The following is a 23523-nucleotide window of genomic DNA, read 5'->3' as shown; positions in this document are numbered from 1 at the left end:
CATCGCGCCGTCACGCGCTCGCCGTCGAGGGAGCGACCGCTGCGGCATCCGACGCCGGCACCCGCTCGAACCGGCGCGACCGCGCGATCGGATTCGGCATCTCGCCGGCGTAGATGAGCGACTCGGACTGGTTCGTCAGGTCGACCATCTGGAGCGTGTTGCGCAGCTGGAGGCGGTTCAGGCACGAGTGCGCGAAGGCCTCGGCGCGCAGGTCGATGCCGGATGCGAGCTGCGGATGCTGCGCCTCGTGCTCGTCGACGCACTCGGCGACGAGCGCCCAGAACTCGTCCTCGTGCAGCGTGCCGTCCACGTGCAGGATCCCCGCGAGGTGCCGGAGCACGCCGTCGAACACGTCGGTGAAGACGGCCAGGGCCTTCTCGGCGTCATCGACGTCGGCGATGATGCGTCGCACGTCCTCGGGCACCGAGCGCCCGGCATCCGCGGACAGCAGCGCGACCTCCTCGCCGATGTCCTTCATGAAGACCCCGACCGGGGCGGCGTCCTCGAGCACGAGGATCAGGTTCTCGCCGTGCGGCATGAACGCGAGGTCGTAGGCGCGCAGGCAGTGCACGATCGGGCGGAGGTACGCGTGCAGGTACGCGCGCACCCATTCGGCGGCAGGCAGTCCGGATGCCGCGACGAGCGCGCTCGCGACCGAGTCGCCTGCGGCGTCCCGGTGCAGGAGCGCCGCCATCGTGCTGAGGCGCTGGGTCGGCGCGAGCTTCGGCACGGGGCTCTCGCGCCAGAGCGCGGCGAGCATCTTGCGATGCGGCGAGACCGTCTGCGTGCGGTGGTAGGCGTCGCCGGTGTAGCCGATCGACGCGTGCTCGCGCAGGACGCGGAACCCGGCGTCGGCGAGGGTCTCGTCGGCGCCGACGAGCTCGGCGACCCAGTCGTTGATCGCCGGCGTGACGCGCATGTACGCGGGGGAGAGGCCGCGGAGGAAGCCCATGTTCTGGATCGCGAGCGCCGTCTTGACGTAGTCGCGGCTCCAGTCGTCGGCGTTGAACATCGTGCGCAGCGACTGCTGGGCGAGGTAGCGGTCCTCGCCCTCGCCGAGGAAGACGAGGTTCTGCTTCGCGAGGTCGGGCGCGAACGTGATCGCGACCCGGTGCTCCCACTGCCAAGGATGCACCGGGAGGAAGAGGTAGTCGGCCGGGTCCAGGCCGGCTCCGACCAGGCGCGCCTCGAACGCGTCGAGTTGCGCCCGGCCCAGCTGATCGCGGAGGAAGGCGCGCGCCTCGAGCCCCTCGCCCAGTGCGAAGTGCGTGAACTCGCGGCGGGCTGCGAGCCAGACGAGCTGGAACGGCCGCCCGGCCTCCGGCGCGAACGCCGAGTACTCGGAGACGCCGAAGCCGATCCGGCCGTTGTTCGCGACGAAGCCCGGGTGCCCCTCGGTCATCGAGGCCTCGATCGTCTGGAAGTCGGCGCGCGCGAGCTCGGCGGCGGTCGGCCCGCCCTGCACGAGCTTGAACGCGCTGGAGGCGAGGGTCGAGGCGATCTCCTCGAGGTAGGTGGCGAGCAGCGCGTCGGGGATCTCGAGCAGCGGCTGCAACTCGATGATGAACGCCTGCGCGTCGAGCGGGGTCGGCGTGCCGTCGACGAACCGCTCGAGCGTCGGCTCGTCGAGCACCCAGTGCTCGAGCGCGAACCGGTCGGCGTCGAAGCGGTACTCGACCCGGCCGCCGTCGAGCGCGAGGCGCCAGGAGCGAGCGGAGGCGGGGTCTCGATACGGCGCCGGGGCGCCTACTCGACCGCCGGGAGTGAGGGCGGGCGCGCCGACTCGACCGCCGGGGGTGGGCGCCGGGGCGCCTCCTCGACCGCCGAAGGGCTCGGGTGCGAGCAGCCGCTCATGCGTGAACTCGGCGATCGCCTTGGCGACGAGGTGCCGCTGGGCGACCTCCATCGCGGCGGGCGTGAGGTGGACGGCGGGGTTCGTGCGGGTCATGCGCGTGCTCCGAGTCGTGCGAAGTCGGGAAGGGTGCCGAGGGCGGATGCCGCGAAGTCGGCGCGCGTGCACACGGAGAGGTTCGCGCGCTTGACGTGCTCGCCCTCGGGTACGTCGACCTCGCCGAGCACCCGGAAGCCGGCCCGGGCGTTCTTGGCCGCGATGCGGTCGTTGCGCACGTCGGGCTCGACGACGACGCGCTCGGCGCCGAGGTGTTCGAAGCACCAGCGCATGACGGCGGCGAACACCGCGTCGGTGAGCCCGTGCCTGGCGTGGCCGTCCGCGGGAGCGACGAGCACGTGCATGCCGAGGTCGCCCGCGCGGGCGTCATGGATGCCGACGAGCAGCACGGCCGCCGGGTCGTAGGTCTCCGCGAGGAACGCCGGTTCGCCGTCGACCGTGCCGATCCAGGAGTCCTGGTGCGGATGCGTCACGACCTCCGCGAGGTAGTCGGCCACCTCCTCGACGCCGAGGTCCTGCATGCCCCAGAAGGCGGATTTCGGATGCGACAGCCACCGCTGCACGACGGGCGCGTCGAGGCGCGCGTCGGCCGGGCGGAGCTCGATCTCGTAGTCGGCGACCGCGCTCATCGCAGCACCTCCTGCGCGAGCACGGCATCCGCCCCCGGTGGTCGAGTAGGCGCCCCGGCGCCCGCCCCCGGTGGTCGAGTAGGCGCGCCAGCGCCCGCCCCCGGTGGTCGAGTAGGCGCGCCAGCGCCCGCCCCCGGTGGTCGAGTAGGCGCGCCAGCGCCGTATCGAGACCCCGACGTCGTGGCATCCGCTCGCCCTGCGGCGCTCGCGGGCACCCCGAACTCCTGGAACGCGATGCGCCGCTCGAGCGGGTAGATCTCGTGCCCGCAGACCTTCGCGATGATCTGCGCGTTGCGCCACGCGCCGAAGCCGAGGTCGGGCGCGGTGAGCCCGTGCGTGTGCTCCTCGCCGTTCTGCACGAAGACGCGGCCGCGGCCGCCGTCGATGCTGTAGTCGCGGGCGACGTCGAGGCGACCGAGGTCGTCCCAGTCGAGCCGGGAGCGGATCGGGTCGAGGAACGCCGGGACCTGCGCCGAGTACCCGGTCGCGAGGACGATCGCCTCGGTCTCGCGCTCGTGCTCGGCGTCGAGCTGCGCGTGCCGGAGGCGGAGGCGGAACCGGCTTCCGTCCCACGCGGCATCCGTCAGCTCGGTGTCGGTGAGCAGGGTCGACGGCACCGGTCCGGAGGCGCTGAGCTCGTAGAGGGCGTCGTAGATCTCGTCGATCAGGTCGGCCGAGATGCCCTTGTAGAGGCTGCGCTGCTCGCGGCCGAGCCGCTGGCGAAGCGGCAGGGGCAGGCCGTGGAAGTGGTCTGTGTACTCGGGCGAGGTCATCTCGAGCGTGAGCTTCGTGTACTCCATCGGGAAGAACCGCGGCGATCGCGTGATCCAGTCGACGTCGTAGCCGCCGTCGCGCGCGCCGCCGAGGAGGTCGCGGTAGACCTCGGCCGCGGACTGCCCGCTGCCGACGACGGTGATCGAGCCGGTCGCGCGCAGGCGGTCGCGGTTCGGCAGGTAGTCGGAGCTGTGCACGACGAGCCCCGGCAGGTCGCGCAGCGCCGCAGGGATCGTCGGAGTCGTGCCGACACCGAGCACGACGTGCCGTGCCGTGTACGTCTCGAGGTCGCCGGTCGCCAGGTCGAGGGCGCTCACCGTGTACGTGTCGCTCGCCTCGTCGTGCTCGACCGAGATGACGTCGCGGCCCCACCGCAGCGACGGCAGCTGCTCGCTCGCCCAGCGGCAGTACGCGTCGTACTCGGCGCGCAGGGGGTAGAAGCTCTCGCGGATGTAGAAGGGGTACAGGCGCCCGCTCTGCTTCAGCCAGTTGAGGAACGAGAACGGCGAGGTCGGGTCGGCCATGGTCACGAGGTCGGCCATGAACGGCACCTGGATCGTCGCGCCGTCGAGCATCATGCCGTGGTGCCAGGCGAACCCCTCGACGCGGTCCAGGAAGACGGCGTCCAGGGCGAGCGGCTCGACGAGGCAGGCGAGACCGAGGTTGAACGGGCCGATGCCGATGCCGACGACGTCGTGCACGCGGGCGGGTCGGGTCGCGCTCATGCCACGACCTCCACGTCCTGCAGCTCGACGAGGGCGGCCGCGGCATCCTTCACGAGCTCGAGGACCCGGCGGATGTCGCCCGCCGAGGTCGTGGGGTTCAGGAGCGTCAGCTTCAGGCAGGGGCGCCCGTCGATGACCGTCTTCGCGACGAGCGCGCGGCCCGACTCGAACAGCACGCGCCGTACCTGCGCGACGAGGGCGTCCTGCGTGGCCACGTCGACGCCGGCCGGACGGACCCGGAACAGCACCGTGCTGAGCTGCGAGCGGCCGACGAGTTCGAGTTCGGGGTCCGCGTCGATCTCGTCGCCGACCTGCACGGCGAGCTCGATGATCGTGTCGAACATCTCGCCGAGGCCGTCGGCGCCGATCGCCCGCAGCGTCGTCCACAGCTTCAGGGCATCGAAGCGCCGGGTGGTCTGCAGCGACTTGTCGACCTGGTTCGGCTCCTCGTTCTCGACCGGGTTGAGGTAGTCGGCATGCCAGGCCGCGGCCGCGAGGTCGCGGGGCTTCCGCACGACGATCGCGCTCGAGGAGACGGGCTGGAAGAAGCTCTTGTGGAAGTCGACCGTCACCGAGCGAGCCCGTTCGATGCCCCGGATGAGCCCGCGGTGGCGAGGGGAGACGAGCAGGCCGCAGCCGTACGCGGCGTCGACGTGGAGCCAGACGCCGTGCGCCTCGCACTGCTCGGCGATCGCGTCGACGGGGTCGATCACGCCGCGGTCGGTCGTGCCGGCGGTCGCGACCACGGCCATCGGGATGCGGCCCGCCGCGCGGATCGCGGCGAGGGAGGCGGCCAGCGCCGCGGCATCCATGCGCCCCTCGCCGTCGTCGGGGACGTCGACGACGGCGTCGTCGCCGAGGCCGAGGATGAGCGCCGACTTCTCGACGCTGAAGTGACTCGACGCCGTCGCGAGGATGTTGAAGCGGGGGAGCACCTCGGCCCGCGACCCGCCGTGCTCCGCGAGGGCCCACTCGCGGGCGAGGAGCAGTGCGTGCAGGTTCGACTGCGTGCCGCCGGAGGTGAACACGCCGTCGCCTGCCGCGAAGCCGATGCGCTGCGAGGTCCACTCGACGAGGCGCCGCTCCATGAGCGTGCCCACCGTCGACTGGTCGTACGTGTCGACGGACGGGTTCACCGCGGCGAGGATCGCTTCGGCGGCGACCGCCGGCAGCGCGACCGGGCAGTTCAGGTGCGCGGCGTACGACGGCTCGTGGAACCAGACGGCGTGCTCGAGGAAGAGCCCGTCGACCTCGCGAAGGGCCTCTGCGGTGCCCACGCCCGCCGACTCGAGGTCGACCGCGTCGACGAGGCGCTGCAGCTCTGCCCTGCTCGCACCGGAGAACGGCTGCCGGACGGAGGCCACGCGCGAGGCGACGAGGCCGGTGGCCCGGTCGAGGTGTTCGGTGTAGTCGGTGACGGTCGAACGTGTCAGCAGATGCATGTCTTCGGCTCCCCAGTCGGTCGATAGGCCGGGGGTTAGCATAGCCTTACCTAATTTCACCGCGTCAAACCTGACGCAACAATTCGCCCTCGTTCGAGGCTTCTGCACCGCTCGAGCCGCCGGTCAGCGGTCGTTTCCGGAATTCGTGAGGATCGGCGTGTCGGCGCATGCATATGCATGTGCCCCCACTCGATCTAGCATGTGCTCATCGCCGGTCCGACCCCCCGCCGACCGACCGAGCCCGAGGAGCACGATGACCGATTCGACCACGCCCATGGCGCTGACCGAGATCGACCCGACCCTGCACGAGCCGCTGGGCAAGGTGCCCCCGCTCAACCTCGAGAATGCGTTCGTGCTCGGGCTGATGGGCCGCGCCTCGAAGCTCGCGCCCGGGGCGAACGTCGACGGCGTCGAGCGGCGCAAGGCCAAGGCGGGCCACGCGGGCCTGCGCATCTTCACGCCGGCGCAGCCGAACGGGTCGGCGCTCATCTGGATCCACGGCGGCGGGCTCGTGCTCGGCTCCGCCGCGGGCGACGACCGCTTCTGCGGCGAGACCGCGCGGGACACCGGTGCGATCGTGATCTCGGTCGACTACCGGCTCGCCCCGCGGCATCCGTACCCCGCAGCTCTCGACGACGCGCACGCCGCATGGACCTGGGTGGGCGACGGGGCCGCGGAGCTCGGCGTCGATCCAGCTCGCATCGCGATCGGCGGGGCGAGCGCGGGCGGCGGACTGGCGGCGGCGCTCGTGCAGCGGCTCCACGATGAGGGCGCGAAGCCAGCCGCCCAGTTGCTGTTCTGCCCGATGCTCGACGATCGCACCGCCGCGAACCGCGACCTCGACGCGCGCACCCACCTCGTCTGGAACAACCGGTCGAACCTCGTCGGATGGCGCTCGTACCTCGGCACCGAACCGGGCGCCGCAGACGTGCCTCCGTACGCGGCCCCGGCACGCCGCACGGACCTCTCCGGCCTGCCGCCCGTGTGGACCTACTGGACCGACGTCGAGCTCTTCGGTGCGGAGGACGCGGCCTACGCCGAGCGGCTGCGAGCCGCCGGCGTCGACGTGACGAGTGAGGTGGTTCCCGCCGCGCCCCACGGCTTCGAGGTCTGGGGCTCGCAGTCCGAGCTCGCGCAGGGGCTCTTCGGCCGCGCCCGCGCCTGGCTCGCCGAGCGGTTGGCGGTCAGCGCCTGAGCGACGCGAGGTGGGCGGCGAGGCTCGCGAACAGGGTCGAGGCGTCGGTGATGATCTGCAGCCGACGCGCGCGCCCCGGCGCGTAGCCGACGTCGTCGGGCGTGCCCACGGGGAAGAGCGGGGGGCCGACCGATGCCGGGACCAGCGAGGCCGCCGGCGCGCGCCCGCGAAGCCGGTCGAGGTGCGCCTCGAGGACCGCCGGGAGGTCGAACCTCCCCGGGAGGTAGACCGAGATGAGCTGCAGGCCGTCCCACGCCGCGGCGAGACGGGCCGCCTCATCGGCGGCGACCGCCGCTCGGCAAGCTGCCCTTCGACCTGCCGTCGAGCATGGCCGCCGTCGAGGCGAGCCGTGAAGACGTGCCCTTCGACACGGAGGACCCGCTCTTCCGGTTCGGGCACGGGCTCAGCCTGTAGCGCTCGCGTTCGCGACGCGTCGGCCCCGCGGCATCCGCTCGGATGTCGCGGGGCCGACGTCGTCTCCAGGCGGGTTGCTGTGCCTCGAGTTCTCTGCGCCGGCCCCGACGCATCAGCTCGGACGCATATGGTCGCTTCGGCCGCGTTGAAGCGACCATATGCGTCCGCGGCGGGCGGTGGCAGGATCGTGGCGTGCGTGAACTCGTCTTCGCCGAGGCCGGAGGCCGCCCGCTGCGGCTCGACCTGCACCTGCCCGCGGCCGTGCCCGACGCCCCGGCGGCGCCCCTGCCCGTCATCGTCTTCGTCCATGGCGGCGGATGGCGCACCGGCACCCGCCACGAGTTCGGGCCCGACGTCGAGCGGACTTTCGAGCGCATGGCCGAGGCCGGGTTCGCCGTGGCCTCCGTCGAGTACCGGCTGAGCGACGAGGCGGTCTTCCCGGCCCAGGTCGAGGACGTCGCCGCCGCCGTGCGCTGGGTGGCGTCCGAGGGCCCGGGCCTCGGGCTCGATCCCGACCGGGTCGTGCTCTGGGGCGAGTCGGCCGGCGCGGCGCTCGCCGCCCTCGTCGGCCTCTCGCCGCGCTCCGGCCGGGCGGATGCCACCATCCGCGGCGTCATCGACTGGTACGGCCCGACCGACATCCCCGCCCTCGGCGTCGACCTCGGCCGCCTCGACGACCCCGAGTGCGCCGAGGGGCGCTGGCTCGGCGGCACGATCGCCGGGCGCACGGACGCCGCGGTCGCGGCATCCGCCGCCCGGCAGGTCGCACCGGCCGTCGCCGCCGGCCTGACGCTGCCGCCGTTCCTGATCGCCCACGGCACGGCCGACACCTCGGTGCCGCCCGCGCAGGGCGCCCTCCTCGCGGCCGAGCTGCGACGGGCCGGCGGCGAGGTGCAGTTCGACCTCATCGACGGGGCCGGTCACCGTTTCGTCGTCGCCCCCGGATCCGCGACCGTCGTGGACCTCGACGCCCTGTTCGAACGGGCAATGGCCTTCGCCCGCCGGGTGACGGAACGTTCACTGAGCAGTCGCTGATTGCCCCTCCCGCTCGCGAGGCAACGGGGCTAGGTTGAGCGAGGGGGCGGTGGGTGCCCCCACAGAACAGAGGGGTGTGCTGATGACGGAGGAACGCGCGAAGTTCGCGGGCAAGATCAGTCTGGACGTTCGGGACTCCGTTCCCGACTGGAAGCCCTACGAGCTGAAGCGGGCGCCCGAGGGAGCTCCGAACGTTCTCATCGTGCTCTACGACGACACCGGCATGGCCGCCTGGTCGCCCTACGGAGGGCGCATCAACATGCCGACGATGGACCGGCTCGCCCAGAACGGCCTGACCTACACGCAATGGCACACGACCGCGCTGTGCTCGCCGACCCGGTCGACGTTCCTCACGGGACGCAACCATCACCTGAACCGGGCCGCGACGATCATGGAGGCCACCGACGGCTTCCCGGGAGCCGCCGGACGCCTGCCGGAGGAGTGCGCGACGATCAGCCACGTCCTCCAGGACAACGGATTCTCGACCTTCTGGGTCGGCAAGGACCACAACGTCCCCGAGGAGGACAACGCCCCGGGCGGCAGCCGCTCGATGTGGCCGGTGCAGCTCGGCTTCGACCGGTTCTACGGGTTCCTCGGCGGCGAGACGAACAACTGGTACCCCGACCTCGTCGAGGACAACCACTTCATCGACCAGCCCTACTCGCCCGAGGACGGCTACCACCTGTCCAAGGACCTCGCCGACCAGGCGCTGCACATGCTGCACAACCAGCAGGCGTCGAACCCGTCGAAGCCCTGGTACCTGTGGTTCTGCCCGGGTGCCAACCACGCTCCGCACCACGCGCCCGAGGAGTACATCGCCAAGTACAAGGGCGCGTTCGACGACGGCTACGAGGCCTACCGCGAGTGGGTGCTCGGTCGCATGATCGAGAAGGGCATCATGCCCGAGGGCACGGCGCTCACGCCGCTGAACCCGATGCCCGAGGATGCCGCGAGCCCCGCAGACTTCGTGCGCCCCTGGGCCGAGCTCAACGACGACGAGAAGCGACTCTTCGCCCGCTTCGCGGAGGTGTACGCCGGCTTCAGCGAGTACACCGACGCCCAGGTCGGCCGCATCATCGACTACCTCGAGGAGACCGGCCAGCTCGACAACACCCTGATCTTCTACTGCGCCGACAACGGCGCATCGGGGGAGGGCTCGCCCAACGGGTCGGTCAACGAGAACAAGTTCTTCAACGGGTACCCCGACGACCTCGCCGAGAACCTCGCGATGCTCGACCGGCTCGGTTCGCCCGACACCTACAACCACTACCCGACCGGATGGGCCGCTGCGTTCTCGACGCCGTTCCAGATGTTCAAGCGGTATGCGCAGTTCTCGGGCGGCACGTGCGACCCGATGGTGATCCACTGGCCGAAGGGCTTCGAGGCGAAGGGCGAGATCCGGCATCAGTACCACCACTCGACCGACATCGTCGCGACGGTCCTCGATGCCGTGGGCCTCGAGATGCCCGACGTCTACCGCGGCGTGAAGCAGCTCCCGCTGAACGGCGTCTCGATGCGCTACACCTTCGAGGCGGCCCCCGAGGCGCCGACCACGAAGACGCAGCAGTACTACGAGATGCTCGGCACGCGCGGCATCTGGAAGGACGGGTGGAAGGCCGCGGCCATCCACGCGCCGATCAGCGACCGCGGCCACTTCGACCAGGACGAGTGGGAGCTCTACCACGTCGCCGAAGACCGCTCGGAGTCCAAGAACCTCGCGGTGGAGCATCCCGAGAAGCTCAAGGAACTCATCGACGCCTGGTTCGAGGAGGCGGAGGCGAACGACGTGCTGCCGCTCGACGACCGCGGTCCGGTCGCGTTGACGTCGATCCAACGGCCGCAGGCCGAGCCGCTGCGCGACCGCTACGTGTACTACCCGGGTGCGGCCGCCATTCCCGAGAGCGTGGCGGTCAACGTTCGGGGCCGGTCGTACAAGATCATCGCCGACGTGGTGATCGATGCCGATGCGGAGGGCGTGATCTTCGCCCACGGTTCCCGCTTCGGCGGTCATTCGCTGTTCATCAAGGACCGCAAGCTCACCTACGTCTACAACTTCCTGGGCATCCCGCCCGAGCAGACGTTCACGTCGGAGGAGCTCACGCCCGGGCCGCATACCCTCGGGTTCGAGTTCATCCGGGAGTCGGCGGGGGAGCACGGGGAGTCCATCGGCACGGCGAAGCTCTACGTCGACGACGCCGTGGTGGCCGAGGGACCGATGCGGGCGCAGATCGGCAAGTTCACGCTCTGCGGCGACGGCCTCTGCGTCGGGTTCGACAGCGCCGACCCGGTGAGCAGCCAGTACCGCAACCCGTTCCCGTTCACGGGCGGCAAGCTGCTGGGCGTCGCCGTGGACGTGAGCGGCGAGCAGTACCGCGACCTCGAGCTCGAGGCCGCGGCGATGCTCTCGCGCGAGTAGGCGTGGCATGGAACGGGCCCGGTCGCGATCATGCGGCCGGGCCCGTTCCCGCAGCGCACCGAGACTGACACAGCTGAAGGGTCCGGGCCATGCATCCCATCGATCTCACGTTCGGCACGTGGACGTTCCTCGGCGCGGCGACGCTCGTCGATCTCATCGCGGCGACGACCAATGCCCTCAACGGCGGCATCCTCGCGCGGCGACCCGACCACTTCCGAAACTTCACGTTCGTGGGCATCATCCTCATGGCGCTGCTCGGCGGCATCGGCGGCGGGGTGAGTCGCGACGTGATCCTCGATGTCGCCCCGTCGGCGTTCATGAACCCGGCGTACATCACCCTCTGCGTGCTCGCCGGCGTGGTCGGCTACTTCATCGCCTACGCGAAGGGCCAGTTCTTCCGCGAGGGACTCTTCCAGTTCATGACCTCGTTCTCGCTGCCGTGGTACGCGATCATCGGTGCGCAGAAGGCGACCGAGGCCGGTTACCCGATCCTCGGCGCGCTGGCGATGGCCGTCATCGCGAGCACGGCGGGCCGGTTCCTGATCGACGTGGTCAGCGGCGTGCCGCCCAAGCAGTTCGTGCGCAGCGAGTGGTTCGTGGCCACCGCGGCCGGAACCGGCCTGGTCTGGATCCTCCTCGACGAGATGACCGGGCTCCCGTACTGGGCGACCGTGCTGATCGCCTTCGCCGTCGGGTTCACCTTCCGCATCCTCGCCCTGTACCGCGGGTGGGAGGAACCGCTCTCGAAGGAGCCCGCCGGCCTCCACATCCACGCCGACCGCCGCCCCCTGCTCGGCCGGAAGCTCGCGCACAAGTCGCAGGAGGAGCTGCGCATCCTCGGTCTCAGCGTCGACGAGTCCACGCCCGGGTCATAGCCCCGACTGCCCGGTCCTCGCCGGCCGGCGTCCCCGGGTGCCGGTGAGATCCCCGGATGCCGCGGGCTACCCGCGCGGCCTGCGGTTGCGGAGCCGCCACTGGCGCCAGCGCGACCGCTCGCTGACGGGCGCTTCGCCGTTCGATGGCGAGATGACGAGCTCGGGCGCCTTCGTGACCATGAGCCAGATCGGCAGGATGATGATGCAGAGCGGGGCGATCACCGCAATGTCCCCGCCGAGGGCGACACCGATGAAGATCGAGATCCAGCCGTCACGCGTGGCCACGAGCGTGATGCCCATGGCGCCGCACGCCACCGCGAGCGAGATGGGCAGCTCGGGGAGCACGGCGTAGCCGAGCAGGCCGATCGCGGTGCCGACGAACACGACCGGGAAGATGCGGCCGCCTCGGAAGCCCGCGCTCGCCGCGATGAGGAGCGCGACCACCTTGATTCCGGCGAAGGCGGCGAGCTGGAGGGGCGTGTAGCCGTCGGGGTCCGACAGGAGCTGCCCGGCCTGGTCGAGTCCCTTGAAGAGGGTGATCGGCCCGCCGAGCACGCCGAGGACGCCCAGCACCATGCCGCCGAGCGTGATGGCGATGAACGGATTCGGCAACGCGTGGAAGGCGCGGTGCACGAACGGGAACACCCACGCCGCGGCGATGCCGAGGAGTGCGGAGACCGCCGCGACCACCAGACCGGTCAGCAGGTAGATCGGCTCGAGCGTTCCCATCGGCTCGAGCGTGAACGCGATCTTCTGGCCCCCGATGAGGTCCATGGTCGCGGCGCCGGCGCCCGCAGCCGCCAGCGGCAGGAACAGGCGGTCCCACAGCGAGCCGCCCGACTTCATCGCGCCCACCATGCCGGTGAACACGAGCGCTGCGGCCACCGGGGTTCCGAAGAGCGCCCCGATCGTGCCGGCGATCGCCAGGGCGGCGATCTGCTGCTGCGGCACCTTCGCGAACCGGGCCAGCAGCACGATCGAGAGGGTCGCGTTGATCGCGATGATGGGGTTCTCGGGTCCGAGGCTGACGCCGCCCGCGAGCCCGAGCACCACGACGAGCGCGATCGAGGGCAGGGCCTTGAGCTCCGGGAACGGGCCCGAGAGCTCGGTCGTCGCCGAGTCGGGGCCGGCGTGCCCTGGCACGAGCCACACGATCAACCCGACGGCCATGCCGGTGACGGTCAGCACGGTGAAGATCCACCACGGCGTCGCCTCGCTCGCACCGAACGTGCCGGGCAGGGTGGTCCAGAGGAAGTCCTGGAGCTGCTCGGCCAGCCAGTTCAGCAGGTGCAGGCTCAGGGCCGAGCCGATGCCGATCGCGATCGCCGGGATGGCGAGGGTGGCGAGCTTGCGGACGCTCGGGCCGGCAGCGGGGTCGGCCGGTCCGGTGGTGGCCGCGGCGCCTGGCGTGCCGGGGGCTCCGGCGCCGTCGCTCACGAGAGCTCCACCTCGACCGAGACGGGCGGCCCGCTGCGGTAGTCGCCGAAGCGCGCCCAGTCCAGCTGGACGCGCACGAGCTCGTACTCGGACTTCGCGAGCGACTCGGCGAACCACGGGAACGCCCGGCCGTACGCCTCGGCGTACGGAGCCGCGTCGGCGCTGCCCGGCTCGAGCACGTCGGCCCGGCCCTGCGCCTGCACCGTCGTCTTGTCGATGCCGCCGACGACGATCGCGATGCGCGGGTCGCGCCTGAGATTGGCGATCTTGCGCGACCCGCCGCGGGCGTTGAAGACGAGTTCGCCCGAATCGGTCGCCGTGATGCTCAGGTAGGCCGATTGCGGTGCGCCGTCGGGTCCGACGGTGCTGACGACGGCATCGCCGCGTTCGCGGACGTAGTCGACCAGTGCTGAACGATCCATAGGGTCATCGTGGCATGCGGATGCCGCTACCGTCATGGAGAGCCCGGCGCGCGTGTCGCCCGATTCCCGCCGGAGCCGTCGCCCGTCCGCCGCGGGCCACGCCGAGAGCGAATGGACGAAGATGACCGAGCGCGAGATCACCGCACCCGTCGCCCTGTGCGGCCCAGACGGGCGGCTGAACCCCGACGCGGTGGGCTGGAGCCGCACGCCGATGCACGACACGGCCGGCATCGGCCGCGGACGCGTCGCCTGGGGTCGGAACAAGCGGTGGGAGTACTGGGCGATCATGACGCCCACCCATGTCTTCGCCCTCACCGTCTCATCGCTCGACTACGCCGCCGTGCACGCGATCCTCGCCTACGACCGGCGCACGGGCACCATCGTGAACCGCGAGGCGACGGTGCCATTGGCCAGGGGCGCGTCGCTGCCGGCCTCGCTCGGCGAGGGCTCGACGCGGGCGCGGGCGAGGAACCTGTCGATCGATATCGACGAGACTCCGGATGCCACGCGCCTGCGCGCGACATCCGACGGCGTGGACCTCGACATCACCGTCGACCGGGTCGAGGGGCACGAGTCGCTTTCGGTCGTGGTGCCGTGGTCGAACTCGCTGTTCCAGTACACGGTCAAGGACCTGGGCCGGCCCGCCCACGGGCGCGTGCGGCTCGGCGACGAGGTCGTCGAGCTTCGGGCGGATGCCGCGTGGGCGGCGCTCGACCACGGCCGCGGCCGGTGGCCGTACAGCCTCACGTGGAACTGGGCGGCGGCATCCGGACGCGCGGGGGAGCACTCGGTGCAGCTCCAGTTCGGCGGCCGGTGGACGGTCGGCACCGGGTCGACGGAGAACGGCGTCATCGTCGACGGGCGCCTGCACAAGCTCGGCGAGGAGCTCGCGTGGGACTACGACACGAGCGACTTCATGCGGCCGTGGCGCATCCACGGGTCGAGCCTCGATGTCGCCTTCGAGCCGTTCTGGGACCGGGTGAACGACACCGAGTTGCTGCTCATCAGCACGCACGGCCACCAGTGCTTCGGCCGGTTCTCGGGCTGGGTCGAGGTCGACGGGCGCCGCATCGCGTTCGACGGGCTCGAGGGCTGGGCCGAAGAGGTGCGCAACCGCTGGTGAGTCCGACGGGGCGGGCGGCGCTGCCGCCCGGGCCCGCCTAGTCGATCGGGTCGAGCAGGGTCTCGTCGGCCGGGTCGATCGCGCGGGAGTTGTTGACCCGGCGGTCGACCTCGTAGACCGAGATCGTCGAGGACACCTTGTCGGACTCGCGCGCGAGCTGCTCGACCATATGCTGCTTGCCGGCCTCGTCGAGCTTGGCCGGGTCGAGGTACTCGTCCCAGAAGTCGGCCTCGAGGAAGACCGGCATGCGGTCGTGCACCTCGCCCGAGGCATCCGCCGCCTCACGGGTGATGATCGACGTCGAGACCTGCCACTCGTCGTCGACCTTGCGCGCCGTGTAGATGCCGGCGGCGGCCAGCAGCGGGCGGTCGCCGTGCAGGAACCAGGCCCGCTTCTTGCCGGGCTCGCCCGTCCACTCGTAGTAGCCCCGCATGGGAACGAGGCACCGCGACGAGGCGAAGGCGCCCTTCCAGAGCCCGTTGGTGGCCACCGTCTCGATGCGGGTGTTGAACTGCGGGCGCTTCGACTCCTTCATGAAGGAGGGGTGGAAGTTCCACGCGGCGGCGTCGAGCATGCGCGTGACCTCGCCGGTCTCGCGGTTGGCGCGCTCGCGGACGATGGGGATCACCTCGGTCGGCGCGATCGAGTACTGGGGCCGCCAGTCGCGGAAGTCGCCGCCCTCGGCCACGAATTCCTGGATCAGCTCGTCGACCTTGGCGTCATTCGCGAAGCGTCCGCACATGCGTCCAGTCTGCACCCGTCCGCCGACATCCGCTCTGGCGACTGTCAGCGGGCGGGGTCACACTGGGTGCGTGATCGCCGAGCATTCCCGCACGTGGCGCCCGCGGCATCCGACCGACCTCCAGCAGACGATCGGCCCCCTGCGGCGCGGACCCGGCGACCCCACCTTCCGGCGCACCGTCGACGGCGCGGTGTGGCGCACGACGCGTACTCGCACGGGCGTCGCGACGGTGCGGTACGTGCAGGTCTCCCGCGACGAGCTCAGGGCCGACGCGTGGGGGCCGGGCGGCCGGGACGCGGTCGACGAGGCTCCTGCCGTGCTCGGCGACGGCGACGACCCCGCTGCCTTCGTGCCGCGCATCGCCCTCCTCGACGAGGCGCACCGGCGGAATCCCGGACTGCGGATGCTGCGGACCGGCCGCGTGTTCGAGGCGCTCGTGCCCGCGATCCTCGAGCAGAAGGTCATCACGCTGCAGGCGCACGAGTCATGGCGGTGGCTCGTGCACCGCTTCGGCGAGGAGGCGCCCGGCCCGGCGCTTCCGGCCGTGGGCGGCGTTGCACGTCGGCTGAAGGTGCAGCCGACCCCCGAGCAGTGGGCGCTCGTGCCCTCGTGGGAGTGGCACCGCGCGGGCGTCGACCCTCGGCGGTCGCGCACGATCGTGACGGCGGCCCGTCATGCGGTCCGCCTCGAGGAGGCGGGCGGCATGAGCCCGGCCGACGCCGCGGCGCGGCTGCAGGTCATGCCCGGCGTCGGCGCGTGGACCGTCGCCGAGGTCGCGCAGCGCGCCCTCGGAGACGCCGATGCCCTGTCGGTCGGCGACTACCACCTCTCGAACTACGTCGGCCATGCCCTCTGGGGTCGCGACATGACCGACGACGAGATGCTCGAGGCGATGACGCCCTGGGCCGGGCATCGTCAGCGGGTCGTGCGCCTCCTCGGCACGACGGGGGTCCAGGGCAAGCCCAAGCGCGGGCCGCGCATGCCGTTCGTCGACCACCGGGCGATCTGACTGCACCACTCCGTCGGCTACGCTGGCGTCGCCGTCGGCGGCCCTGCCGCGGCATCCGATCGAGAAGGACGCAGATGCCCCGCTTCGACCTCGCTCCCACCGACCTGCGCACGTATCGGCCCGACGTGGCCGAACCGGCGGACTTCGACGAGTTCTGGCGGTCGACGATCGCCGAGTCGCGCGCGCTCGCCCAGGCGCCCACGCTCACCCGGATCGACGCCGGGCTCGCGACCGTCGAGGTCTACGACGTGCGCTTCAGCGGGTTCGGCGGCGACCCGATCGGAGGCTGGTTCATCGTGCCGGTGGGCGCCTCGGGCGCACTGCCGACGGTCGTCGAGTTCAACGGGTACAACGGCGGACGCGGCCTGCCGCACGAGCGCCTCGCGTGGGCGAGCGCCGGCTACGCGCACTTCTTCATGGACACCCGCGGCCAGGGGAGCGGCTGGGGCACCGGCGGCGTGACGGCCGATCCGCACGGCACCGGCCCGTCGGTCGCGGGCTTCATGACCCGCGGAATCGAGGATCCGGCGACGTACTTCTACCGGCGCGTGTACACCGATGCGGTGCTCGCCGTCGATGCGGTCCGCTCACTCCCGCAGGTCGACGCCGACCGCGTGAGCGTCTGCGGAAGCAGCCAGGGCGGCGGCATCGCGATCGCCGCGGCGGGACTGAGTGACGGGCTCGTCGGCGCGATGCCCGACGTGCCCTTCCTCTGCCACTTCGAGCGTGCCGTCGGCCTGACCGACCGCGACCCGTACCAGGAGGTCGTGCGCTACCTCTCGGTGCACCGGGATGCCGCGGGCCGGGTGTTCGAGACGCTCGCCTACTTCGACGGGGTGAACTTCGCGGCGCGCGCGAGTGCGCCGGCGCTGTTCTCGGTGGCGCTCATGGATCCCGTCTGCCCGCCGTCGACCGTGTACGCGGCGCGGAACCGCTGGGCGTCCGCCGCCCGCGCGGAAACTGGAGCCGACGCGAGAGCGACGGGGGCCGAGGCCGAGATCGTGGAGTACGCGTTCAACGAGCACGAGGGCGGCGCGGGCGCGCACTGGCCGCGACAGGCGGCGTGGCTCGCCCAGCGGCTCGCGGGCACGAGCCGCTGGGCCCCGGCTCAGGCCGCGGACTGACGCACGCCGCGACGCCAGACGTCGCGCACGTTCAGCGTGTCGCCGATCGTCGTGGTCGGGTCGCCGTCGACGAGGAGCAGGTCGGCGCGCCGGCCCACGGCGATCGTGCCGCGATCGGCGAGGCCGAAGCGACGAGCCGTCACCGCCGTGGCGGCGCTGAGCGCGGTCGTGGGCGCCAGCCCGGCATCGACGAAGTACTGCAGTTCCTGGTGCACGCTCGCACCGTGCGCGAGGCCGCCGAGGAAGGGCAGCGGCTGGGACACGTCCGTGCCGATGAGGAGGTCGACTCCGGCCGCCTCGAGCGCGCGAACGGTGGCCAGGACGTCCTCGAGCCGGCCCTGCGGGTAGTGGTTGAAGCTGCTGCGCAGCGTCGAGTCCCATTCCGGGGTGAGCTTGCCGGCCACTCGCGGGTCGTCCGCGAGTGCCGAGCCGGTGATGCCCATCATCGAGGCGTCGAGCACCACGCAGGCGACGACGAATGCGCCCGACTGCGCGATGGCGTCGATGATCTCCGGCGTGTGCGGGCGGTCCATGAACAGGTGCGCCAGGCCGTCGATGCCCGCCCGGATGCTCATCTGCGTGGCCTCGATGGTGAGCGCGTGCGCCACGGTCAGCATGCCGAGTCGGTGGGCTTCGGCCACGCCGGCGTCCAGCGTCGCCTGGTCGAGCATGGGAAGGCCGGGGTGCCCCTCCACGCTGCCGTCGTCGACCATGAACTTGATGTAGTCGGAGCCGGCGCGAGCGAGCCGGCCGACGACCTCGACGGCCTCCTCCGGCGTCGTCACCTTCGCGCGCACGATCGGGTCGACCCGTTCCGGCGCGCCGGGGCGCCGGCCGGGACCGCCGGGGCGCCCGCCGGGACCGCCGGGGCGCCCGCCGGGACCGCCGCGGCCTCCGCCGCGCTGGGGGTCGAAGTCCTTGGGGAACAGCTCCTCCGGGTGTCCTCCGGGAGGGGTGAGGCCGAAACCGGCGGAACGGACGTCGGCCAGGGTGTCGTCCTCGGCGATGTGCGCGCGGTCGCGGGCGGTGTTCGCGCCCTGCATCTCGAGCTCCGTGGTCACGCCGAACTGCAACGCCATGCGGAGCCCCGCGGTGTCGGTGTGCACGTGCGCGTCGATGAGGCCGGGCAGGAGCGTCGCTCCCGGTGCTTCGACGACGTCTGCACCCGCGGGCGTGTCGTCACCGATGGACTCGATGAGCCCGTCGGCGATGACGACCGTCTTCGGGCCGAGGCTCCTGGTGCCGTCGAAGACCCGACCGGCCACAATTGCAGTACGCATACGACTTCTTCCCACTCCATGCACGAGAGCACGACCAGACGGCGAGCCCATTTACGTGTAGTCTAGCACCTATGTGCAGAATGCACACACTTAGGAGGTGTCATGACGAGTCACGACCGCGCCGCGGCGTCCGATCCCGGCGACGACGAACTGCTCGAGTCCATCGGGACGGCGTTCTCGCGACTGCGGAGACGCACGAGCAGCGTGCCGATCGACGCGCCGGTGGCTCGAACGGACGTCCGCCGCGATCTCCTCCTGGCGATCGTCGAGGAGTCGGACGGGCAGCTGGGCGTCAACGCGGTGGCCGCCGCCATGGGAATGGAGCGGACTGCGGTCAGCCGTCTCGCCGCGTCGTGCGTCGGCGACGGACTGGTCGAACGCGTGGCCTCGCAGACCGACGGGCGCAGCGTCACGCTGCGTCTCACGTCGCGCGGGCGCGAGGTGCTCGCGACTTCGCGGCACCAGCAGCGCCGGGCCTTCGAGTACATCACCAGGGATTGGGACGACCGCGAACGGGTGGAGTTCGCCCGGCTGCTCCACAAGTACGTCGCCGCCTCGAGCCGCTCCGACCCTGCGTGACCGAGTGTCGGTCGCAGCACGGGGGTCGGCTCGTTCGCCGTCGTCGCGATCGATCACCGAGGCTGCCACCTCGACGTGCGCCGCTCAACCGCGCTCGGCGAGCAGGTCCTCCATGAGGGCGATCTCCGCGTCCTGACTCTTCACGACGGCCCTGGCGAAGGGCGTCACGAGCGGGTCGCTCGAGCGTTCCAGGACCGCGTCGGCCATCTCGATCGCGCCGCGGTGATGCGCGATCATGAGCTCGAGGAAGATCCGTTCGGCCTCGACGCCGCTCGCGGCCCGCAGCTCCTCGATCTGCTCCGGGGTCGCGAGGCCCGGCATCGGCCGGCCGGGCCCGTGACCCTCCTCGCCATGTCCGTCGTGGACCGCGCCCGCGGCCGGCGACCTGGTCATCCAGGTCATCGACGGCTCGGATGCCGCCTGTGGGAGCTCCCACGCTCGAAGCCACCCGTACAGCTGCCCCGCCTGCTGCGACTGGGTCTGCGCGATGTCGTACGCGAGCAGGCGGATGTCGGGGTCGTCCGTCTCGTCGCGGACGATCATCGCGAGCTCGGCGCCCTGGAGGTGATGCACCTGCATGTCCCGTGAGAACCCGGCTTCGGCGCCGGTGTCGGTCGGGGTGGGGTCGGCCAGCGTGCTCAGGCGTCCGATCGAGAACGCGACGAGGGCGACGACCACGAGGGCGACGGATGCCGCGACGAGCACCGACACCCGCCCGATGGCGCCGTCCTTCCGGGTCATCCGACCTTGCCCTGACCGTCCACGGCGCCCGTGCACGGAGCGCCGGGCTCCGGCACGTCGCCGCTCTGCCAGTACTCCTCGATGAACGACTCGATGCGCGGATCGGCCACGTCCTCGACGGAGAGCTGCCTGTTCCATCCGCTCAGGACGATCGGTGAGGGGAGGCCCTCGAACGGTGAGAGGACCACGTAGGTCGAGGGGAGCTTCGTGCGGAGCTCCGAGACCTCCGATTCGGACAGCGAGGGGTCGTAGGTGATCCAGAGCGCGCCGTGCTCGAGGGAGTGAACGGCGTTCTCGTCGGGCACCGGCTGGGAGTACACGCCGCAGTTCAGCCATGCCGGGTCGTGCGGGCCGCCGGCCGGCGGGGTCTGCTCGTAGTCCACGGCTCCCTGGACGTGCTCGGAGACGTTCTCGAACGTCTCCACGCCTTCGATGGCATCGCCGCTCCCACCGGCCGAGTAGCTCGGCGGCTGCGGGGTCAGGACGACGGCGGTGATGAGCAGGGCGATGACGACGGCGCCGCCGATCGCAGCGGACCAGATGCCGATGCGGCGGTTGCGCTTCGCGCGGGCTTCCCGCCTGCGGTGCTCCTCGAGCTTCCTGGCGCGTTCCTCCGCTCGTTCCTGCTTGAGACGCGCGGCCTGCTTGATCTTCGGGGGAACGGGCGGGGTCGCGCTCACGCGGGGGCCTCTCTCGAACTGGGTGGGGGGCTTCCATCCGACCGCAGCTCGCTGGGAGAACGCCGCTGGCGGCGTCAGCTCGCGTCGCGTGCGTCGTCGCGAGCCGGAGCCGCGGCGCGTGCCGCCGAGTGCTCCACCTCCCACTCGACGAGCGGCTGCAGCACCTCGATGAGCTGCAGGCCGGAGGTGCTCGGCGTGTAGGAGATGGTCACGGGCGTCGTGGCGCGCACGTGCCGCTCGATCACGCCCTCGTCCTCGAGCTCCTTGAGGCGTGCGGCAAGGAGCCGATCGGAGATGCCGTCGACCGCCGCGCGGTACTCGCTGAAGCGTCGGGCGCCGCGCACGCCCGCGAGGAGGATCGCGGCGTTCCACTTGCGCCCGGCGAACTCCACCGAGTGCTGGAAGCGTCGGCATGCCGCCTCGTCGATGTGCCCGAGTTCCTGCAGTCGGGTGCGGTGCTCGGCGAGCTCGTCACGCACGGGGCGAACGGATGCCGCGGCATCCGCTCGATCACTTGGGGATTCACTAACCATAGGTAAGCAGCTTACCAGCGGTTCGGGGTTGGTCGCCCGGATGCGGCAGAGTCGAGGTGCGTCACGAGATGGGAGCACCATGCACTACGGCCACGACCTGCGGTTCGGCACCTTCATCACCCCGCGGAACGACCCGCCGCAGGCGGCCGTGCGGTTGGCCGAGCTGTCAGAGGCATCCGGCTACGACCTCGTCACCTTCCAGGACCACCCGTACCAGCCGGCGTTCCACGACACCCAGACGCTCCTGACCTGGGTCGCCGCCCGTACCGAGCGCATCCACGTCGCGGCCAACGTCACGAACGTGCCGCTGCGGCCGCCGGCCGTGCTGGCCCGGGCCGCCGCGAGCCTCGACCTGCTCTCGGGCGGGCGCTTCGACCTCGCGCTCGGCGCCGGCGGGTTCTGGGACCCGATCAGGGCCATGGGCGGGCCGCACCTGACCGCAGGCCAGGCCGTCGACGCCCTCTCCGAGGCGATCGACGTGATCCGCGGCACGTGGGACGTCGACGAGCGCGGCCGGTTCCTCGTCGACGGGACCTACCACCGCGTCGACGGCGCGAAGCGAGGCCCGGCGCCCGCGCACAACATCCCGATCTGGATCGGCGCCCTGAAGCCGCGCATGCTGCGGCTCATCGGCCGCAAGGGCGACGGCTGGCTGCCCTCGCTCGGCTACCTGCAGCCGGGCGACCTCGCCAGGGGCAACCGGACCATCGATGACGCGGCGATCGCCGCGGGCCGCGACCCCCGGGAGATCCGCCGGCTCGTGAACCTCGGCGGCCGCTTCACGAGCGGCCGTGGCGGCGGGCAGTTCGACGGGCCGGCCGAGCAGTGGGTCGAGCAGATGCTGCCGCTCGTGCTCGAGGACGGCATCGGCACCTTCATCCTCGCGAGCGACGACCCGAACACGATCGTGCACTTCGCCGAGGAGGTCGCGCCCGCCCTGCGCGCGGCGGTCGCGGCCGAGCTCGCGTCCACCACCGAGGGGGCGGCGGATGCCTCGCCCACGGCTCTGCGCGCGGGTGCAGGTCAGGTTCGCAGCTCGACCGTGCGCGCCAAGCGCCGCGACGGCATCGATTACGACGCCGTGCCCGCCTCGCTCGTGGCGAAGGCGATCGAGCCGGGCGACGCCGGCTACTCGCGGGTGAGGTCGACGTACATGCGCGGCGGCTCGCCCGGGCTCGTGCTGCAGCCGACCACGGCCGCCGAGGTCGCGGACGCCCTCGCGTTCGCGCGCCGCAACCCCGACGTGCCGCTCGGCGTCCGCAGCGGCGGCCACGGCATCAGCGGGCGCTCGACGAACGACGGCGGCATCGTCATCGACCTGTCCGGCATGCGGGACCTCGAGGTGCTCGACGCCGAGCGCCGGCTCGTGCGCGTCGAGGCCGGTGCGCGCTGGATGGACGTCGCCGCCTTCCTCGCCCCGCACGGCTGGGCGCTGAGCTCGGGCGACTACGGCGGAGTGGGCGTGGGCGGGCTCGCCACCGCGGGCGGCATCGGCTGGCTCGTGCGCGAGCACGGCCTCACGATCGACCACGTTCGCGCCGTCGAACTCGTGCTCGCCGACGGGAGCATCGTGCGAGCGGATGCCGCGGAGCATCCGGACCTCTTCTGGGCCGCGCGCGGCGCCGGCGCCAACATCGGCATCGTCACCGCGTTCGAGTTCGAGGTCGACGAGGTCGGCGAGGTGGGATTCGCGCAGCTCGCGTTCGACGCGAGCGACACCGCCGGCTTCCTGCAGGCTTGGGGCGACTGGGTCGTCGACGCGCCGCGCGACCTCACGAGCTTCCTGCTCATGGGGGCCCCTCGGCCGGGCCAGCCGCAGATCGCGCAGGTCATGGCCGTGATCGACTCGGATGACCCCGACACGATCCTCGCCCGGCTGCAGCCGCTCGCCGAGGTCGCGCCGCTCGTCGGCCAGGAGGTGCGCCTCACGACCTACGAGGCGGTCATCTCGAACGCCGCCGACACCGCGCATGCCGGCCAGGGCGAGCCGATGTCGCGCTCCGGCCTCGTCGGGCGCATCACCTCCGAGTTCGCACGCGACGCGGCGCGCTTCCTCGAGAGCGGCGCCACCCCGTTCTTCCAGATCCGCGCGGTCGGCGGGGCGGTGCACGACGTGCCGGCGGAGGCCACGGCCTACGGCCACCGCGAGGCGGAGTTCTCCGTCGTGGCGATCGGCTCGTCGCGCCACCGCACGAGCGAGCGCTGGAACGAGCTCATGGCGCCGCACATGTCGGGCGCCTACTTGAGCTTCGAGACCGGGCAGGGGCCCGAGTACGTCGCGGCGGCGTATCCGCCCGCCACGCTCGAGCGCCTGCGCGAGATCAAGCGCCGGGTCGACCCCGACAACGTCTTCAGGGACAACGCGAACATCGCGTAGGCGCCGCGGCGGGGGGGCCCCCCCCCGGGGGGGGGGCCGGGGGCCCCCCCCCCCCCCGGGGG

The 23523-nt window shown here is 71.8% G+C and carries 20 protein-coding genes; 9 read left to right on the top strand and 11 right to left on the bottom strand.

Annotated features, from left to right (window positions below; genetic code table 11):
* Positions 1-10: 10 nt before the first annotated feature.
* From GQQ95_RS12530 to GQQ95_RS12515, 4 genes are read right to left on the bottom strand one after another with little or no spacing between them, the layout of a single operon-like run.
* A complete protein-coding gene (locus GQQ95_RS12530; RefSeq protein WP_157428006.1) occupies positions 11-1948 on the bottom strand; it encodes an IucA/IucC family protein in 1938 nt (645 codons plus the stop codon).
* Positions 1945-2538 (bottom strand): GNAT family N-acetyltransferase, encoded by a 594-nt coding sequence (locus tag GQQ95_RS12525; protein ID WP_157428005.1) that lies wholly within the window; start codon positions 2536-2538, stop codon positions 1945-1947. Before GQQ95_RS12525 ends, GQQ95_RS12530 begins: the two co-directional genes overlap by 4 nt.
* Positions 2535-4037 carry a lysine N(6)-hydroxylase/L-ornithine N(5)-oxygenase family protein gene (locus GQQ95_RS12520; RefSeq protein ID WP_212275431.1) on the bottom strand — a complete coding sequence of 501 codons (1503 nt, stop codon included), beginning with the start codon at positions 4035-4037 and terminating at the stop codon, positions 2535-2537. Before GQQ95_RS12520 ends, GQQ95_RS12525 begins: the two co-directional genes overlap by 4 nt.
* Positions 4034-5479, bottom strand: coding sequence for a pyridoxal phosphate-dependent decarboxylase family protein (locus GQQ95_RS12515; RefSeq protein WP_157428004.1), 1446 nt, complete (start codon positions 5477-5479; stop codon positions 4034-4036). Before GQQ95_RS12515 ends, GQQ95_RS12520 begins: the two co-directional genes overlap by 4 nt.
* Positions 5480-5732: 253 nt before the next feature.
* On the opposite strand from GQQ95_RS12515, the gene GQQ95_RS12510 reads away from it, so the two are divergent.
* The 4 genes from GQQ95_RS12510 to GQQ95_RS12495 all read left to right on the top strand — a co-directional run bounded on the left by GQQ95_RS12510 (position 5733) and on the right by GQQ95_RS12495 (position 11414).
* Entirely contained in the window at positions 5733-6674 is a 942-nt protein-coding gene (locus GQQ95_RS12510; protein WP_212275429.1) for an alpha/beta hydrolase, read from the top strand.
* Between the two features lie 606 nt (positions 6675-7280).
* Positions 7281-8123 (top strand): alpha/beta hydrolase, encoded by an 843-nt coding sequence (locus tag GQQ95_RS12505; protein ID WP_170297053.1) that lies wholly within the window; start codon positions 7281-7283, stop codon positions 8121-8123.
* Positions 8124-8205: 82 nt separating this feature from the next.
* Positions 8206-10539 carry an arylsulfatase gene (locus GQQ95_RS12500; protein ID WP_157428002.1) on the top strand — a complete coding sequence of 778 codons (2334 nt, stop codon included), beginning with the start codon at positions 8206-8208 and terminating at the stop codon, positions 10537-10539.
* Between the two features lie 89 nt (positions 10540-10628).
* Positions 10629-11414: a trimeric intracellular cation channel family protein gene (locus tag GQQ95_RS12495; RefSeq protein ID WP_157428001.1), complete on the top strand. Its 786-nt coding sequence runs from the start codon at positions 10629-10631 to the stop codon at positions 11412-11414.
* A 66-nt stretch (positions 11415-11480) separates the two neighbouring features.
* On the opposite strand, the gene GQQ95_RS12490 is transcribed toward GQQ95_RS12495, so the two are convergent.
* Positions 11481-12851, bottom strand: a complete 1371-nt coding sequence (locus tag GQQ95_RS12490) for an ion channel protein (protein WP_157428000.1) — start codon at positions 12849-12851, stop codon at positions 11481-11483.
* Positions 12848-13273 (bottom strand): pyridoxamine 5'-phosphate oxidase family protein, encoded by a 426-nt coding sequence (locus tag GQQ95_RS12485; RefSeq protein WP_170297052.1) that lies wholly within the window; start codon positions 13271-13273, stop codon positions 12848-12850. The genes GQQ95_RS12490 and GQQ95_RS12485 overlap by 4 nt, the downstream gene beginning before the upstream one ends.
* Before the next feature lie 121 nt (positions 13274-13394).
* On the opposite strand from GQQ95_RS12485, the gene GQQ95_RS12480 reads away from it, so the two are divergent.
* Positions 13395-14396: a DUF2804 domain-containing protein gene (locus tag GQQ95_RS12480; protein WP_157427998.1), complete on the top strand. Its 1002-nt coding sequence runs from the start codon at positions 13395-13397 to the stop codon at positions 14394-14396.
* A gap of 37 nt (positions 14397-14433) precedes the next feature.
* Here the strand turns inward: GQQ95_RS12480 and GQQ95_RS12475 are convergent, their stop codons facing one another.
* On the bottom strand, positions 14434-15138 hold the full coding sequence (locus GQQ95_RS12475) for an SOS response-associated peptidase (RefSeq protein ID WP_157427997.1): 705 nt from the start codon (positions 15136-15138) through the stop codon (positions 14434-14436).
* A 70-nt stretch (positions 15139-15208) separates the two neighbouring features.
* On the opposite strand from GQQ95_RS12475, the gene GQQ95_RS12470 reads away from it, so the two are divergent.
* Positions 15209-16147, top strand: a complete 939-nt coding sequence (locus GQQ95_RS12470) for a DNA-3-methyladenine glycosylase family protein (protein ID WP_212275427.1) — start codon at positions 15209-15211, stop codon at positions 16145-16147.
* Positions 16148-16221: 74 nt separating this feature from the next.
* On the top strand, positions 16222-17271 hold the full coding sequence (locus GQQ95_RS12465) for an acetylxylan esterase (protein WP_157427996.1): 1050 nt from the start codon (positions 16222-16224) through the stop codon (positions 17269-17271).
* Here GQQ95_RS12465 and GQQ95_RS12460 read toward each other — a convergent pair.
* On the bottom strand, positions 17256-18551 hold the full coding sequence (locus GQQ95_RS12460; RefSeq protein WP_157427995.1) for an amidohydrolase family protein: 1296 nt from the start codon (positions 18549-18551) through the stop codon (positions 17256-17258). The genes GQQ95_RS12465 and GQQ95_RS12460 overlap by 16 nt on opposite strands.
* Before the next feature lie 102 nt (positions 18552-18653).
* On the opposite strand from GQQ95_RS12460, the gene GQQ95_RS12455 reads away from it, so the two are divergent.
* Positions 18654-19130 carry a MarR family winged helix-turn-helix transcriptional regulator gene (locus tag GQQ95_RS12455; RefSeq protein ID WP_157427994.1) on the top strand — a complete coding sequence of 159 codons (477 nt, stop codon included), beginning with the start codon at positions 18654-18656 and terminating at the stop codon, positions 19128-19130.
* A gap of 84 nt (positions 19131-19214) precedes the next feature.
* Here the strand turns inward: GQQ95_RS12455 and GQQ95_RS12450 are convergent, their stop codons facing one another.
* The 3 genes from GQQ95_RS12450 to GQQ95_RS12440 form a co-directional block, all read right to left on the bottom strand.
* On the bottom strand, positions 19215-19871 hold the full coding sequence (locus GQQ95_RS12450) for a DUF305 domain-containing protein (protein ID WP_157427993.1): 657 nt from the start codon (positions 19869-19871) through the stop codon (positions 19215-19217).
* Entirely contained in the window at positions 19868-20551 is a 684-nt protein-coding gene (locus GQQ95_RS12445) for a thioredoxin-like domain-containing protein (protein ID WP_157427992.1), read from the bottom strand. The genes GQQ95_RS12450 and GQQ95_RS12445 overlap by 4 nt, the downstream gene beginning before the upstream one ends.
* Positions 20552-20625: 74 nt before the next feature.
* The gene (locus tag GQQ95_RS12440; protein ID WP_157427991.1) at positions 20626-21084 is read right to left on the bottom strand and encodes a winged helix-turn-helix transcriptional regulator; all 459 of its coding nucleotides are present in this window, start codon (positions 21082-21084) and stop codon (positions 20626-20628) included.
* Between the two features lie 79 nt (positions 21085-21163).
* Here GQQ95_RS12440 and GQQ95_RS12435 point away from each other — a divergent pair, with 79 nt between their 5' ends.
* Positions 21164-23461 (top strand): LLM class flavin-dependent oxidoreductase, encoded by a 2298-nt coding sequence (locus GQQ95_RS12435; RefSeq protein WP_157427990.1) that lies wholly within the window; start codon positions 21164-21166, stop codon positions 23459-23461.
* Positions 23462-23523 lie beyond the last annotated feature (62 nt).

This window comes from Agromyces salentinus, from assembly GCF_009749395.1.
GTDB lineage: Bacteria > Actinomycetota > Actinomycetes > Actinomycetales > Microbacteriaceae > Agromyces > Agromyces salentinus.
The sequence above is the reverse complement of the archived record's forward strand: the minus strand, read 5'-3'. Positions and strand labels throughout refer to the sequence as shown.

Excerpts from the sequence above, each read along its gene's own strand:
- GQQ95_RS12530 (WP_157428006.1), bottom strand. The coding sequence starts at position 1,948 with ATGACCCGCACGAACCCCGCCGTCCACCTCACGCCCGCCGCGATGGAG.
- GQQ95_RS12525 (WP_157428005.1), bottom strand. The coding sequence starts at position 2,538 with ATGAGCGCGGTCGCCGACTACGAGATCGAGCTCCGCCCGGCCGACGCG.
- GQQ95_RS12520 (WP_212275431.1), bottom strand. The coding sequence starts at position 4,037 with ATGAGCGCGACCCGACCCGCCCGCGTGCACGACGTCGTCGGCATCGGC.
- GQQ95_RS12515 (WP_157428004.1), bottom strand. The coding sequence starts at position 5,479 with ATGCATCTGCTGACACGTTCGACCGTCACCGACTACACCGAACACCTC.
- GQQ95_RS12510 (WP_212275429.1), top strand. The coding sequence starts at position 5,733 with ATGACCGATTCGACCACGCCCATGGCGCTGACCGAGATCGACCCGACC.
- GQQ95_RS12500 (WP_157428002.1), top strand. The coding sequence starts at position 8,206 with ATGACGGAGGAACGCGCGAAGTTCGCGGGCAAGATCAGTCTGGACGTT.
- GQQ95_RS12495 (WP_157428001.1), top strand. The coding sequence starts at position 10,629 with ATGCATCCCATCGATCTCACGTTCGGCACGTGGACGTTCCTCGGCGCG.
- GQQ95_RS12485 (WP_170297052.1), bottom strand. The coding sequence starts at position 13,273 with ATGGATCGTTCAGCACTGGTCGACTACGTCCGCGAACGCGGCGATGCC.
- GQQ95_RS12480 (WP_157427998.1), top strand. The coding sequence starts at position 13,395 with ATGACCGAGCGCGAGATCACCGCACCCGTCGCCCTGTGCGGCCCAGAC.
- GQQ95_RS12475 (WP_157427997.1), bottom strand. The coding sequence starts at position 15,138 with ATGTGCGGACGCTTCGCGAATGACGCCAAGGTCGACGAGCTGATCCAG.
- GQQ95_RS12465 (WP_157427996.1), top strand. The coding sequence starts at position 16,222 with ATGCCCCGCTTCGACCTCGCTCCCACCGACCTGCGCACGTATCGGCCC.
- GQQ95_RS12460 (WP_157427995.1), bottom strand. The coding sequence starts at position 18,551 with ATGCGTACTGCAATTGTGGCCGGTCGGGTCTTCGACGGCACCAGGAGC.
- GQQ95_RS12455 (WP_157427994.1), top strand. The coding sequence starts at position 18,654 with ATGACGAGTCACGACCGCGCCGCGGCGTCCGATCCCGGCGACGACGAA.
- GQQ95_RS12450 (WP_157427993.1), bottom strand. The coding sequence starts at position 19,871 with ATGACCCGGAAGGACGGCGCCATCGGGCGGGTGTCGGTGCTCGTCGCG.
- GQQ95_RS12440 (WP_157427991.1), bottom strand. The coding sequence starts at position 21,084 with ATGGTTAGTGAATCCCCAAGTGATCGAGCGGATGCCGCGGCATCCGTT.
- GQQ95_RS12435 (WP_157427990.1), top strand. The coding sequence starts at position 21,164 with ATGCACTACGGCCACGACCTGCGGTTCGGCACCTTCATCACCCCGCGG.